This is a genomic window from Candidatus Polarisedimenticolia bacterium, from assembly GCA_036001465.1.
GTDB lineage: Bacteria > Acidobacteriota > Polarisedimenticolia > Gp22-AA2 > Gp22-AA2 > Gp22-AA3.
The window spans coordinates 49,891-64,700 of sequence record DASYUH010000109.1 but is presented as its reverse complement, the minus strand read 5'-3'; the positions used below and the strand labels follow the sequence as shown (position 1 = coordinate 64,700).

The window sequence follows — 14,810 nt, the reverse complement described above, 5'->3', positions numbered from 1 at the left end:
GGCCACGCGTATCGGCTCTCGCTTTCGCTTGCGTGAGTGTGGCCCTGCTCGCCCCCGGTCTCGGGCGCCCCGGCCGGGCCGCGGAGCTCGGGGTCTCCGACGACGCCCTCATCCTCGAGGAGGCGATGGAGATCGACATTGCCTCGAACGCCGAAGCCAGCGTGCGGGCTCGCGGCCGGATCCAGGTCCTGACGCCGGCCGGCGTGGAGCGATTCGACGAGGTCGCGGTCAACCAGAATCCCTGGGTGAGCATCCGCGAGCTCCGCGGCTCGGTGGTCTCGCCTTCCGGCTCGCGGACCAGTCTCAAGAAGAAGGACATCTACGAGACGAGCAGTTCGTACGAGCTCTACTCCGAAGAGAAGGCGCGGGTCCTGCGTTTTCCGGGCGTGGTTCCCGGCTCGACGATCGAGTATGAATACGAGCAGTCCCTCAAGAGCCTGTTCTACTTGCCCCGCACGATCAGCCTGCAGGAGGAGGTCCCGGTCCGGCTCCAGACCCTGACGGTGCGCTCGCCCGCTTCCTTCCCGCTTCGCCTGACCGCCCACGGAGGCGCGCCCGAGCCGTCGCGCGTGGAGCAGGGCGGCACCGTGACCCACGTCTGGGAGGTGCGCGACGCCCCCGCGATGAAGACCGAGCCGGAGATGCCCCCTGAAATGGACGTGCTGCCGCGCATCGAGATCGTGCCGAAGGACATCGTGTACGGAGAGCATCGCATCGACGCGTCCACCTGGGACGGAATCGCCGGCTGGGACTGGCAGCTGGTTCGCGATCGGATCAAGCCGACCCCCGAGGTCGAACGGACGGCCCGCGAGCTGACCGCAGGCCTGCAGGACCCCGACGCGAAGATCAGGCCCCTCTATGAATTCGTGCAGAAGAAGATCGATTACGTCCAGATCTACCTGGGGATCGGAGGCTGGCAGCCGCACGCGAGCGAAGACGTCCTGCGTCACCGGTACGGCGACTGCAAGGACAAGGCGACCCTCCTGATTGCCCTGCTCCAGTCGGTCGGCGTGCGCGGCTACCCCGTCCTCATCATGACCCGCAACTTCAGGCTGATCGATCGCGATTCACCCGCCCCCTCCTTCAATCACCAGATCGTGGCCGTGCCGCTGGACGACGCCTACCTGTTCCTCGACCCCACGCCGGACCACACCCCCTTCGGCGATCTCCCGTGGGAGGACCAGGGGGTTCCCGCCCTCGTGGTCAAGGAAGACGGGCGCGGCGAGCTCGTGACGACGCCCCTCTTCCCGCCCGAGAAGAACCGCAGGCACATCCGGGCCGTGGCGCATCTCAAGCCGACCGGCGACCTCGAGGGAACCTACGAGATCCAGGCGTGGGGAGTGCGGCGCGAGTTGCTGAACGAGCTTCAGGCCGCCAAGCCGAGCGAACGGGAGGATGCGCTGGCCGACATCATGAGCCTTCTCTGCCCGGGGGCGGTGCTGCAGGGCCAGGATGTGAAGATCGCGCCCGATCCGAAGGGCCCGGACACGGCCACGCTCCGGTTCACCGTCCCCCGCTTCTTGATTCGCGCCGGAACCCGGGAGATCATCTCCCCCTTCCTCGTGCGCTTCAAGGCCCTGACCGACGTCGCCTCCTACCCGAAGCGGCGCCATCCTGTCCTGTTCTCGAATCTGCGCAGCGACACGACCGAGATTCGCCTCCACCTTCCGCCCGGACGCACCTTCAAGAGGGTCCCCTCGGACAGGAGCCTGAGCGGCCCGGGGCTGTCCGCGAGCACGCAGTTCGCGATGGAGCGGGAGCAGGACCACCAGGTCCTGGTCGTCCGGAGATCGGTCACCGTGTCCCGTCGCGAGATCCCGGTCGAGGACTATCCCGCCCTGCGTTCGTTCGTCTCGTCCCTGGCGGAGGAGGAGGCGAACGCCCTCACCATGGAATCGGACGCTATCGCCACAGCGCTTCCGCCCCCTTCCGGACGGTAGCGGTCCGCGCCCGCACGGCGGCGGCGAGCGTGCGCGCCTGGGCGGCGGCCCGCGGCGCGTCCCCGTCTCCGATCGCCTCGCGCAGTCCCGGGAGGGTCTCCGCCTGGTAGGTCGGGAGGGGCGCGTAGATCAAGTGGCGGAACCAGGGGCGCTTCGGGATCCCGGCCGCGCTGAGCAGATCGCGCTCGGCCCGCATCAGGGACGCGTTGACCCCGGCAAGCGCCTTCGGCGAGGGACGGGGGCCGCGGGACGCGGCGCCTCTCTGGCGCGGCGGCCCCGGGGCTTCGGCTTCAAGGATCGCGGCCACCCTCGCGTCGAACTCGGCGGCCGCCTTCTCCCATTCCGCGATGGCGGCGCGCAGATCCGCCAGGTCGGGAAGCCGCGCCGCGCCCGCGCTCTTCTCCAGGTCGTCCAGGTACGTTCCCACGTCGGCCGGGTAGGGGGATTCCTCGAAGGGCAGGATGTCGGCGTTGGCCGTGCGGTAGGCCAGGAGCGCCCAGACGCGCACCATCGTCGTGTGGTAGAGAAACCCGGGATCGCCGAACCGGCTCATCCAGAAGTAATTGTCGAGGACGGAGTGATAGACGCCGTACGGGCCGTCGAAGCCGGCGTCGAGCGACGGCATGCCGATGTGGTTGAAGAACACGGTGTAGTCCGAGCCGCTGCCGAGGATGTCGTAGTTGATCCGGTGGGCCCGGTGCTCGACCGCGGGGGCGTTGTAGATCGGCGTGAAGGCCCCCTCCTCGTCGTCGCGCAGGGTGACGGCGAACAGGTCCTCGCCGCTTCTCGGATCGCGGACGTCGCGCAGCGCTTCGGAGATCAGCCGCCGCATCGTCGGCACGGCGGTGGCCTGGAAGTTCGGGCCGGCGGCCGCCGAGTCGATGTTCAGGCAGGCGACGCCGTTTCTGGCCAGGTCGTCCTCGCGCTCCTCCCCCCACTCGGTCGAGCCGGTCAGGGTCCACTCCTCGGCGTCCCAGTTGCCGAACACCAGGGTCCGGCGCGGCGGGAAGCCGCGGCGCTTGAGCTCGCCGGCGACGCGCGCCAGCTCGAGCATCGCCGCCGTGCCGCTCGCCGGATCGACGGCGCCGTAGACCCAGGCGTCATGGTGGTTGCCGAGCAGCACGATCTTCTCCGGCTCGGCCGAGCCGCGCAGGACGCCGATGACGTTGGTGATGGCGCGCCTCTCGAAGGACGCCTCGATCCGGAGGTGCAGGCGCGCCGGACCCGGGCCGACGTGGTAGGTCAAAGGCAGGCCGCCTTGCCATCCGCGCGGAACGGCGGGGCCGGCGAGGTTGCGGAAGACGACCAGGGCATCGCGCCACGAGATCGGGACCGACGGGATGCGCGGCAGATTCTCCGCTTGACGCGGGTCGATGCGGCGCGCGCCCGGGAGCGACGCCCAGCCGGGGGTCAGCGGATCCCCCGGGACGATGTAGTCGAACGCCGTCGCGCCGCGCTGGAAGTGGCTCTCGGGCCCCCAGGGCCCGTGCGGGTAGACGTCCCCCCGGTAATAGCCGTCCTCCATCGGATCGCTGTAGAAGATGATCCCGGCCGCCCCCCGCTTCTGCGCCTCCTGCGCCTTGCCGCCGCGGTAGCCGCGGTAGTAGCGCGCCAGGACCAGCCGGTCCTTCACCGACACGCCCAGCCTGTCGAGCGCCGCGAAGTCCTCCGGCCGCGCGTGGTTCACGTACACGACCTCGCGGGTCAGGTCGCACGACGGCGAATAGGCGTTCCAGTTCAGAGACGCCCGGGGGTCGGACGCGTCCCTGTCCTCCGGCACCCCTTCCTCCGGACGGGTCAGGAGCCTCGGCTCGGGGGCGACCTGCTCCAGGAGCGCCCGGTTCACGTATCCCATGTAGACGTCGTAGCTCTTCATCTCGACGTCGAGCCCCGCCTCTTTGAAGCGGTCGGCGATGTAGCGCTGTACCCGCGCGTTCCCCGGAGTGCCGGCGATGTGCGGCTCCCCGGTGAGAACGCGCGCGTGCTCCTCGACCCGCGCCGTGTCCGGCAGGCTCAGGAGGAGCGCCTCGATCTCCCGCTGGCGCGGCAGCGAGGCGCGCAGGAACCCGAAGATGCCGGTTGCCGGAGGAACGGGAGAGCCCGGAGCGGCCGGGGAGCCTGCGGCGGACTTCGGCGCCCCCGGCGGCCCGCTGGCCCGCCGGTCGGGCGGGCGGGGGGCCGCGAGCAGGAGGGCGGCGAGGGCGGGGGCCGCGGCCGCGGTCAGGAGCACCCGGCCGTTCATGCGGCGGTGCGCCTCCGCCGCCAATAGAGATAGGCCGGCAGGCCGCAGCCGAGGATGGCGAGGCCCCAGCCCGATTCGACCGGCTGGTTGATGAGCGTGTTCCCGAGGACGACGACGCATACGCCGACGTACAGGATCGGCGTGGCGGGATAGCCCCAGGTGCGGTAGGGACGCGGCCACTCCGGGTGGCGGCGGCGCAGGACGATGACCGAGGCGCCGGCCAGGGCGTAGAACAGGACGGCGGCGAAGATCACGAAGGTGTAGAGCTGATCGTAGGTCCCCGACAGGCAGAGGGCGCTCGACCAGACGCACTGCCAGAGGATGGCCTGCGCCGGCGTCCGGTGGCGCGGGTGCACCGAGGCGATGCGCCGGAAGAACAGGCCGTCCTTCGCCATGGCGTAGAAGACCCGCGGGCCGGAGATCACGGTCGCCGAGATGCAGCCGAACACCGAGACGAGCACGCACACCGACATGAGGGTCGAGCCGATCGGGCCGAAGAGCCGGCCGGCGGCCGCCTCGCCGATGGTGTCCGTCGACACCATGTCGCCGATCGGCATGGCGTAGAGGTAGACGAGGTTCATCCCGACGTAGATCAACGTGATGGCGCTCATCCCCAGGATGAGCGACCGCGGGAGGTTTCTCTGGGGGTCCTTGATCTCCCCGGCCGTGAAGGTGATGTTGTTCCATCCCTCGTAGGCCCACAGCATCGCCACCAGCGACAGGATGAAGGGGCCGATTCCGAACCCGCCGGCGGCGCCGGCGACGGCCACGCCCGGTGCCGCCGCGTCTCCGGCCCCGGCGGCGAACAGCGGCGTCAGGTGCGACCACGAGCCCTTGCCGACGGCGATCCCCAGGACCATGAACCCTGCGAAGGAGGCGACCTTCACCATGGTGACGATCCCCTGGAACAGGCTCCCCTCCTTGACGCCGAAGTAGTTGACGATCGACAGGAGGACGATGACCGCGACGGCGTTGAGCTGTCCCGCCGAGATCGACAGCGTGTGGCCGAGAAGCGGGAGCGCGGCCACGACCCGATCGGTGCCGAGGGCCGGGACGAAGACGCCGAAGTAGCGCGCGTATCCTACGGCGAGCGCCGCGAGGGAGCCGGTGTGGATGACCGTGAACAGGGTCCAGCCGTAGAGAAACCCCGTCAGGTCGCCGTACGCCTCGCGCAGGAAGACGTACTGCCCGCCGGCGCGCGGCATGGCGGCGCCTAGCTCCGCGTAGACGAGCGCCCCGGCGAACGACAGGATGCCGCCCGCGACCCAGCCTAGGATGAGGAGCCCGGGGGACGGCAGGAGGCGCGCCACGCCGTTCGCCCCTCCGGTGACCAGGAACACCGCCGACCCGATCACCAGCCCGATGACCAGAAGGGTCGAGTCGAGGAGCCCGAGCGCCCGGACGAGCCCGGCTTCTCCCTCGCGCGGGTCGCTCATCGGGCGTCTACAGCTCCCCGTCCCAGTAGTCCGCGACGCGCGGATGTTTCGCCATGCGAATCCTCCCGGTCGGGAAGCGCCCGCGCCGGAGGGCGCATGGTATCAGAGGCAGGGACTGGTGTTGGGGCGGATGCGGCCCGTGCTGTCGGTGCCGAGGATCCCCTCGACGCCGGCGTGCACGCCGGTGACCAGGTAGAAATACACCTGCCCGGCGGGCGGGTTCGCAGGGTCGCTGAACGTGGGAGAGGGCTGCCCCATCAGGAGGCAGGCGCCATAGGCGCTCGGCGAAATGCCGGGGATCGTGCCGCGATACACGTTGTACGTGTCCACGAACGGGCTGTCGGTGCCCGTGAAGCCGGTCGCGGTGTCGGCGAAATCGGTGACCAGCGACGCCGCGACGTATCCCGCCTCCAGGGCGCGCAGCTTGCCGCTCCCGAACCAGGTGTTGGGCAGCGGGCCGGGGGCGACCGCGAATGAGTCGGATCGCGCCGAGGCGGTGATCGCCGCCTTCACCTCCGGCCCCTCCAGGTTCGGATTGATTGCCAAGAGGAGCGCGGCGGTCCCGGCGACGTGCGGCGTCGCCATGCTGGTGCCGCGGATGTTGCCGTGCTCACCATCGCGCTCTTTGCAGTTGTTGTTGCACAACGCCTGGATCGACCCGGCGAGAGTCGAGCCGATGTATTCGCCCGGGGCCGCGATGTCCGGCTTGATCCGACCGTCGCGCGTCGGGCCGAGGCCCGAGAAGCCGGACAGGCTCCCGACACCTCCAGAGGTGCTCAGGGAAGCGATGAACTGCTGGTTCACCGCGGTGATCCAGCGATCCTTGCTGACATACGAGCCGGCGGTGATGGCGTGCCTCGCGGTGCCCGGGAGGGAGACGCTCTTGGCGGTGCTCGAGACGGCCAGGCTGACGAACCCCAGGCCCCCCGCGTCCGCTTCGTCCCACAGATCGAAGGTCGGCGAGGCGGAAGCGATGGCGTCGGTCGTGACCCGGACGGTCCAGCTGCCGGTTTTCGGCGGGAAGGGCGTGGCGCAGGTGCTGCTGTCCCAGATCTGCATGAAGACTTCGTTGTCGCCGTTGATCGGGTCCGGCCCGTTCGTGGCGTCGATCTGCACCGCCCCGTCGGCGGTGCAGACGACCCCCGAATCGGCGCCGCGCGCCGCGCTCACGGTGATCCCGGTGGGCGTGACCAGGCTCACCGTGGCCCGGTCGGCCCCCTTGTACCAGAGATCCAGCCAGATGAAGTCGTTGTCCGCGCCGCCGTTCGGCGAGTACGACAGTGTGAAGGTGTTGATGGCCGAGGCGCCGACCGCCGGCAGCGCGGCCTCCCAGTGATGGCGATGCACGCTCGAATCATGCCCGCCGGAGTTTCCGGCGGCGATCGCCAGCTGGGCGCCGCGCCGGCCAGGGCCGACCAGCGCATCGATCGAGCGCTCGTCCGGATCGGTCCCGTCGTGCGCCCCGATGTCGGTGCCGAGGCTCATGTTGCCGACCCACGGTTTCCCGGCGGCCGCCGCCGTCTGGCTGATGAACTGCACGGCCGCCGTCAGGTCGCAGTCGCCGCAGAAGGTCCCGCTGTTGTCGAACACCCGGACGATCAGCAGGTCGGCCTCGGGGGCCACGCCCGCGAACGTCCCGGCCGGCACGCCGTTCCCCGTCCGCAGGCCGTTGCCGGCGGCGGTGCCTGCGACGTGCGTGCCGTGGCCGTGGCCGTCTCCGGTCAGGAGCGTTCCACTCGTGGCGATCGCCGTCTGGATGACGCTCTGCGGATACCAGGCGCCGAACGAGAACCCGGCGGGCGGCGGATGGGCCGGATCGGTCAGGGTCATGTCCCAGATGCCGAGGATGCGCGTGGTCCCGTCCCCCTTCCTGAAGTCCCGGTCGGCCCAGGCGATGCCGGTGTCCACCACGGCGACGATCGCTCCGGCGCCGCGCGTGAAGATGCCGTTCGCCTCGTCCGATCCCAGGTGCGCCGCAGAGGTGCTGACCTCGTTGAGCAGGTTGTAGCCGTGGGCCGCCTTCAGCCAGGCGATCTCGGGCCTCCTGGCCAGAGCTTCCAGGGCGGCGGCCGGGACCCGGAGGGATGCGACCGTGGCGACGCGCCCCTTCACCATGACCCCGAGGCCTGGAAGATCGGGCGAGAGGGACCTCCAGGCGCGGGCCCCGTCCGGCTCGTTCGCGGCGAGGCCGGCCTTGACGTGCACCAGCGGCTCGGCCCGCCGTTCGACCTGCAGGAATGCCGGCAGCGACCTGGCGAGCCGCTCCGATCGCCCGGGCACCGCCTCCCTGAACCGCCCCTCGGCCTTCACCGTCCCCAGGGCCAGCCGCCGCAGGAACGGATCGAGCTTGCGCTCCCAGGCCGATTCCGAGGCCTGGGCTCCGTTCCGCGGCGCGGGGCCTGCGGCGGAAGCGGACAGGGCCAGCAGAATGAGGACCGGAGCGGTGCAGCAGACCCCCCGGGCGTAGCGGGAAATTCTCATGCGGCGCTAAGTGTACGGTGGGATCCGGGCCCGGGCAACGACAGGAGTGTCTAGAAGTCGAAGCGGCCGCCCACGGTGATCAGCTGCACCGGGTTCGAGAGGTCCCCGGTCATGTAGTGGTAGGCGAGCTCGCCGTGTATGGCGAACCACCTCAGGAGCTCGACGTTCAGCCCGATTCCCCAGTTGATCCCGATTTCGACGCCGTTGTGGGTGTCCCGGTCATCGGTCAGGCGGACGTCGTAGAAGCCGACCCCTCCGGCCACGTAGGGGTTCACCATGCGGAAACGGGGCGTGAAAAGGACGTCCCCCGTGAGAAAGAAGGCGCTGGCGTCGCGGGTGCCGATGCTGGGGCTGATGGTCTCCCGCCCGCTCAGCGCGAAGAACCCGGTCGCGGCGCGATAGGCGGCGTAGCCGCTCTTCTGGTACTGCAGGGCGAAACTGAGCGTCTGGTCGGCTCGGTACGAGTTGTCGCTCTTGGTGCCGGACTCGCCGATCCCCGCGAAGAACGAGAAATCGCCGGGCTGGCTTGCCGCCAGGACGGTCCCGGGAATTGAACATGTCGCAAGCAGGATGACGAACGGCGCGACGGCCGCAGCCTGCTTCATGGCCGGATGCTATCACAGGTCGATTCCTGGTTTCGCAATTTTCCACACTATCTAGTGTCTATAATGAAACGCGTTCATACATATTGAGCTGTCTGGGTCCACAGATCGAAACGTCAGCTATCTGCTTGGAGGTGTTTAAGTTTGTGCTTGACAACAATGGGGCGACTCTCTATATTCGCGCGGTGGAGTGAAGTGGTCTAAAGTGGCCATTTGACCCTAGAAAAAAATTGACCGGTGCAGACAGCTCAGGGGGGGCTGAGTCAGCGTATTCCCCCGCCGGTGCAGCACGGCCGGAACCACCGACGAGGATCGGATGCTGAGGGGAAACACCCCGGCGAAGTTGGACGACAAGGGGCGCCTCAAGATCCCCAGCCTCTTCCGAAAACATCTCGAAGAGACCTACGGCCGCGAGTGTTTCGTGACCTCCCTCACCGGCCATTTCGTGCGGGTCTACCCGATGCCGGTCTGGCTGGAGATCGAAAAGAAGATCGCCGCCCACTCGTCCATGAGCCCGCCGGTGGCCCGTTTCCGGGACTTCGTGAACTACTACGGGCAATCGGCCGCCATGGACGACCAGGGGCGCATCCTGATCCATCCGCTCCTGCGCCAGAAGAGCGGCATCGACGGCGAGGTCGCCGTTCTGGGCAACCTGTCCTACCTGGACATCTGGAACCGCGAGAAATTCCAGGCGAAGCTCGACGCGGGGCCCCTGACCGACGAGGACTACAAAGCCCTTTCCTCCCTCGGCCTTTGAGGAGAGCGTGCAACGCGGAACGACATGGACGGCACGACGCACCGGCCGGTCCTCCTCAGGGAGACGCTGGAGGCTTTGCGCTGCCGGCCGGGCGGCTTCTGGGTGGACGGCACGGTCGGGGCCGGCGGCCATGCCGAGGCCATTCTGCGGGCCACGGCGCCTGACGGGCGCCTTCTCGGCTGCGACCGCGACCCGGACGCCCTCGCGGCCACCTCGAAGAGGCTGGCGCCGTGCGGCGAGCGCGTCCTTCTCCGGCACGCCGACTATCGGCGGCTGCCCGCCCTTCTGGACGAGCTCGGCCTCGATGCCGTGTCCGGGATCCTCCTCGACCTCGGCGTCTCGTCCCTGCAGCTCGACGATCCGGAGCGCGGCTTCTCGTTCCGCGAGGACGGGCCCCTCGATATGAGGATGGATCGGACGCAGCCGGCCACGGCGGCCGACCTGGTAAACTCCGCTCCTGCGGATCGGCTCGCCTCGATTCTCGAGACGTTCGGTGAGGAGCCGCAGGCGCGGCGGATCGCGCGGGCCATCGCGCGCGCCCGGGCCCGCGCCCCGATCACAACCACGCGGGCGCTCGCGGACATCGTGTCGGACGCGATCCCGGCGCGCCGCGGCGGGCGGATCCACCCGGCGACCCGCGCCTTCCAGGCGCTGCGGATCGCCGTGAACGCCGAGCTGGACGGGCTCGACCGCCTGCTCGAGGACGCCGCCCGACGGCTCCTTCCGGGCGGCCGGATCGTCGTCATCGCGTTCCATTCCCTCGAGGACCGGATCGTCAAGGGCTCGCTGCGCGGCCTGACCCGTCGCTGCCTCTGCCCGCGCGATCTTCCGGTGTGCGCCTGCGGCCGCCCGGGAATCCTGAAGCCCGTGACACCGAGGGCGGTGCGCCCGGCGACCGCCGAGATCGAGGACAACCCGCGCAGCCGCAGCGCGCGGCTGCGCGCCTTCGAACGGCTGGAGCCGGCCGCATGAGCCATCGCGCCGAGGCCCCGCGCCTCCTGATCAACGCGCGCATGGTCAAGGAGAAGGACCGCGCCCGCGCCCGCGAGCTGCGCCGTCTCCTCGTCTACGGCGCCGCGATCCTCGTGCCGCTCCTGGCGTACGTCTGGCAGCGCGTCGACTTCCTCCGGATCTCCTACCAGGTCGAGGCGCTCAAGAAGGAGCGCCAGGAGCTGCAGGAGCAGAACAAGCACCTCGCGGTCGAGCGCTCCTTTCTCATGTCGCCGGACCGCATCGAGCGCATGGCGCGCAAGGAGCTCGGCCTCGTCGATCCGTCGCCGACCGACGTGCGCAGGGTGTCGGTGATCGACGGCCGCATCAACCAGGTGCAGGCCCGGGCCGGGTCCCCGCGCGGCGGGAGCCGGGGCGGCGCCGGCGCGGCCCCCGCGGACGGCGGGGCCGGGGACGGGACCGGCGTCCTTGAAGCGGGCCTGGGAATCATTCCAGCGGTGGGGACGGTCAGGAAGGCACGGCCGGACAGGACGAATGCGCCCTGAGGGGGGCGGCGGGGGGACGACGATGAGGCGAGGACTTGCCGGAATCATCGACGGCGGCTGGCGACGATCGCGGGGACGCACCAGGGCGGGGCGCCCGCGCTCCTTCGCGGGCGGGCAGGCGCGCGCGCCGCGCGACGAGCGCGCCCCGCGGGGCCAGCGGGCCCGGCTGATCCTGCTGGTGGTCGGCGTGGCCGCCGGCCTGCTCGGGATCTTCGGGCGCTGCGCCCATCTTCAGGTGATTCGCGCCCCCGAGCTCCTGGACCAGGCCCGCTCGCAGCAGGAGCGGACCATCACCCTCGATCCGCTGCGCGGCCCGATCCTGGACCGGAACGGCAAGGAGCTGGCTGTGAGCGTGGACGTCGACTCGGCGTTCGCCGAGCCGGGGGCCGTGGACGACCCGGCCGCGGCGGCCCGCCGCCTCGCCCCGGTCGTCGGCCTGCCGGCGTCCGATCTGCGCGAGCGCCTCGCGAGCGACCGCCACTTCGTCTGGGTCAAGAGAAAGATCACGCCGGATCTGCGCCGGCGGATCGAGGCCCTGAAGATCGCCGGCGTCGGGTTCGTGCGCGAGAGCCGGCGCTATTACCCGAAGCGCGCCCTGGCCGCGCACGTCGTGGGCGCCTGCGGCCTGGACAACCAGGGGCTGGACGGGCTCGAGTTCATGTACGACGGCGCCATCCGCGGCACGCCGGGCCAGATGGTCGCCCTGCGCGACGGCCGCGGCGGGCGCGTCCTCGACCGCGAGAAGAAGGAGCCGGCGCCCGGGTTCGGGCTGCGCCTCACCGTGGACGAGGTCATTCAATACGACGTCGAGCGGGCGCTCGACGAGTCGATGCGGGAGACCCGGGCCGAGGGGGCCACCGTCGTGGTGCTGCGGCCTCGGACGGGCGAGGTCCTCGCCCTGGCCAGCCGGCCGGTCTTCGACCCGAACGCTTACTCGGAGGCGCGCGACACCGCGCGGCGCAATCGCGCCACGACCGACTACTACGAGCCGGGCTCCACCTTCAAGGTGGTCACCGCCGCCGCGGCCCTCGACACCGGGCGCGTACACCCGAAGGAGGTGATCTGGTGCGAGAACGGATCGATCGTGGTGGCGAAGCACCGGTTCAAGGAGGACCGCCTGCCCTACGGCAACCTGACGTTCTCCGAAGTGCTGGCCAAGTCCAGCAACGTCGGGGCCATCAAGGTGGCCCAGCGTCTCAAGGCCGACGAGTTCATCGGTTACATCCGGGACTTCGGTTTCGGCCGCAAGACCGGCGTCGACCTGCCGGGCGAGAGCCCCGGGATCCTGCGCGACGTGTCCGCCTGGTCCGGGCTGTCGCAGGCGTCCCTCGCCATGGGCCAGGAGATCGGCGTGACCACGCTCCAGCTCGCGGCGATGATGGGAGCCATCGCCAACGACGGCGTCTGGAAGCGGCCGCACATCGTGCAGGCGCTCATCCCGGCCCCGAACGGTCGCGCCGGGCTCCCCGGGGGCGTGTTCCCCTCGCAGGCCTCCGCGGGCGATGCCGGCCTCCCGGTTGCGGTCCCCGCCCCGGGCGCCCCCGCCGTCCCCGACGAGCGCCGCGTGATCGAGGCACGCACCGCCCGCACGCTGCGCTCGATCCTTCAGATGGTGACGACCGACGGGACGGGCAAGGCGGCGTCGGTCTCCGGCTACAGCGTCTCCGGCAAGACCGGCACGGCGCAGAAGATCGACTCGAGCGGCCGCTACGCTCGCGGCAAGTACGTCTCGTGGTTCGCCGGGTTCGTGCCGGCCGGCACGCCGGCCCTGGCGATCGTGGTCATGGTGGACGAGCCGAAGGGCGCGAAGTTCCACGGCGGGGACGTGGCCGCCCCCGTCTTCTCGCGCATCGCCTCCTCGACGCTCATGTACCTCAAGGTGCCGCCCGATCACGAGGAGCCCCTGGTCTTCGATCGATCGCTTCTGGCTTCGGCCGCGCCCGACGACGGCGACCTGCAGGACCGCGACCGGCCGGACCGCGCGCGTTCGCGGGACGGAGTGAGCCGGGCGCGTCGGGACGCGGTGGCCGCCGGCGCCGTTCCGGCCCTCCGGCGGACCGGCGGCGCGGTGCGCGCCTCGCTCGAAGGACTGCTCCCCGTGACGTTGCGGACGCTGCCGGCCCGGACGGCCACGGCGATGCCCGACATCGTCGGGCTCAGCCTGCGCCAGGCCACCGAGGCCCTGGCGGCCGCCGGCCTCTCGTGCCTCCACGACCGGAACGGCCCGAGCGTCGTCCGGCAGGACCCCGAGCCGGGAACGCAGGTCACGCCCGCGACCCCGTGCGCGGTGACCTACTAGATCGATCCGAGGAGGCAGGGACCCAGGTGCAGCTCTGGCAGCTACTCGAAGGCCTGGCGGACGCGAAGCTGGCCGGCAGCCCGTCCACCCCGATCCGGGGCCTCGCGTACGACTCGCGGTCGGTGGAGCCGGGATACCTGTTCGCCGCCCTGCGCGGCCAGAAGAGCGACGGCAACGAGTTCGTCGACTCCGCGATGGAGAAGGGGGCCGTGGCCGTCCTGTCGCACCGCGAGCCCGGCCGTCCCACGGGCGAGGTGGCCTGGGTGCAGGTGGACAACGAGCGCCGTGGCCTGGCGCTCATGGCGCGCAACTACTACGGCCGCCCCGACGAGCAGATGACCCTGGTGGGCGTCACGGGCACCAACGGGAAGACGACGGTCTCGTTCCTGCTCGAGTCGATCCTCGCCGAAGCCGGGCTGAAGCCGTGCATCCTGGGCACGGTCCTGTACCGCTACAACCGCGACGAGACGAAGGCGGGGCGCACGACCCCCGAGTCCCTCGACCTCTATCGGCTCCTCGACCGCTACGCCACCGCCGGGGCGCGCTCCTGCGCCATGGAGGTGTCGTCCCACTCGCTGGTCCTCGACCGTGTCGCCGGCCTCCGCTTCGCCGCCGCGGTGTTCACCAACCTGACGCAGGACCATCTCGACTTTCACGGCACGATGGAGCGGTACTTCGAGGCCAAGGCGGCCCTGTTCCGCGGGCTCGACCCCAAGGCGGTCGCGATCCTCAACGCCGACGACCCTCACGCCGGGCGCCTCCGCGGGCTCACGCGGGGTCGCGTGCTCACGTTTGGACAGCGCGAGGGGGCGGACGTGCGCCTCGAGGAGATCCGCGCCTCCGCTTCCGGCACCGAGATCGCCCTGGCCGTCGCGCCGGGCCTCCCCGGCCCGGGACGGCTCCGCGTGCACGCGCCGCTTCTCGGCCGGCCGAACGCCTTCAACCTGGCGGCGGCGGCCGCGACCGCCCTGGCCCTGGACGTGCCGCCCGAGGCGGTCGAGCAGGGCCTCCTGTCCGTGCGCGGCGTGCCGGGCCGTTTCGAGCGCGTCGACGAGGGGCAGCGGTTCACCGTGCTGGTGGACTACGCCCACACCGACGACGCCCTGCGCACTCTCCTCCTGGCGGTGCGCGACCTGCGCCCCCGGCGGGTGATCGCCGTGTTCGGCTGCGGGGGCGACCGCGATCGGGGCAAGCGCCCGCTGATGGGGTTCGCCGCGGCGGCCGGAAGCGACGTCGTGGTGGTCACCTCCGACAACCCGCGGAGCGAGGACCCGATGGCGATCATCCAGGACATCCTGCCGGGCGTGCGGCGGGCGCTCGGCGGGGACGCGGCCGGCCAGGAGCGCTGCCTGGTGATCCCGGATCGCAAGGAGGCGATCCGCCGCGCCCTGTCGCTCGCCGGGGAGGGGGACTGCGTCGTGGTCGCCGGCAAGGGGCACGAGACGTACCAGATCCTGGGCGACCGGACCATCCCGTTCGACGACCGCGAGGTGGCGCGCGAGGCCCTGCGCTCGCCGGCCGGCGGATCGGCGCGCGGCCAGGCGGCCTGCTGAAGGC

10 protein-coding genes are annotated in these 14,810 nt (G+C 70.8%); 6 read left to right on the top strand and 4 right to left on the bottom strand.

From position 1 onward, the window contains the following. The first annotated feature begins 32 nt into the window (after nt 1-32). Nucleotides 33-1,940, top strand: coding sequence for a DUF3857 domain-containing protein (locus tag VGV60_18425; GenBank protein HEV8703252.1), 1,908 nt, complete (start codon nt 33-35; stop codon nt 1,938-1,940). On the opposite strand, the gene VGV60_18420 is transcribed toward VGV60_18425, so the two are convergent. From VGV60_18420 to VGV60_18405, 4 genes are all read right to left on the bottom strand, one after another. After that, nucleotides 1,903-4,182 carry a M28 family metallopeptidase gene (locus tag VGV60_18420; GenBank protein ID HEV8703251.1) on the bottom strand — a complete coding sequence of 760 codons (2,280 nt, stop codon included), beginning with the start codon at nt 4,180-4,182 and terminating at the stop codon, nt 1,903-1,905. The genes VGV60_18425 and VGV60_18420 overlap by 38 nt on opposite strands. Next, entirely contained in the window at nt 4,179-5,618 is a 1,440-nt protein-coding gene (locus VGV60_18415; GenBank protein HEV8703250.1) for an amino acid permease, read from the bottom strand. Before VGV60_18415 ends, VGV60_18420 begins: the two co-directional genes overlap by 4 nt. A 102-nt stretch (nt 5,619-5,720) precedes the next feature. Continuing rightward, on the bottom strand, nt 5,721-8,099 hold the full coding sequence (locus VGV60_18410; GenBank protein HEV8703249.1) for a S8 family serine peptidase: 2,379 nt from the start codon (nt 8,097-8,099) through the stop codon (nt 5,721-5,723). Between the two features lie 50 nt (nt 8,100-8,149). Next, nucleotides 8,150-8,704 carry an outer membrane beta-barrel protein gene (locus tag VGV60_18405; GenBank protein ID HEV8703248.1) on the bottom strand — a complete coding sequence of 185 codons (555 nt, stop codon included), beginning with the start codon at nt 8,702-8,704 and terminating at the stop codon, nt 8,150-8,152. A 313-nt stretch (nt 8,705-9,017) separates the two neighbouring features. On the opposite strand from VGV60_18405, the gene VGV60_18400 reads away from it, so the two are divergent. The 5 genes from VGV60_18400 to VGV60_18380 are packed head-to-tail and all read left to right on the top strand — an operon-like array spanning nt 9,018 to nt 14,806. Next, nucleotides 9,018-9,458, top strand: coding sequence for a division/cell wall cluster transcriptional repressor MraZ (locus VGV60_18400; GenBank protein HEV8703247.1), 441 nt, complete (start codon nt 9,018-9,020; stop codon nt 9,456-9,458). A 24-nt stretch (nt 9,459-9,482) separates the two neighbouring features. Continuing rightward, nucleotides 9,483-10,430: a 16S rRNA (cytosine(1402)-N(4))-methyltransferase RsmH gene (gene rsmH, locus VGV60_18395; GenBank protein ID HEV8703246.1), complete on the top strand. Its 948-nt coding sequence runs from the start codon at nt 9,483-9,485 to the stop codon at nt 10,428-10,430. Then, entirely contained in the window at nt 10,427-10,954 is a 528-nt protein-coding gene (locus VGV60_18390; GenBank protein HEV8703245.1) for a septum formation initiator family protein, read from the top strand. The genes rsmH and VGV60_18390 overlap by 4 nt, the downstream gene beginning before the upstream one ends. A 22-nt stretch (nt 10,955-10,976) precedes the next feature. After that, the gene (locus VGV60_18385) at nt 10,977-13,253 is read left to right on the top strand and encodes a penicillin-binding transpeptidase domain-containing protein (GenBank protein ID HEV8703244.1); all 2,277 of its coding nucleotides are present in this window, start codon (nt 10,977-10,979) and stop codon (nt 13,251-13,253) included. Nucleotides 13,254-13,279: 26 nt separating this feature from the next. Then, complete coding sequence (locus VGV60_18380) at nt 13,280-14,806, top strand: UDP-N-acetylmuramoyl-L-alanyl-D-glutamate--2,6-diaminopimelate ligase (protein HEV8703243.1); 1,527 nt, start codon at nt 13,280-13,282, stop codon at nt 14,804-14,806. The last annotated feature ends 4 nt before the right edge of the window (nt 14,807-14,810 follow it).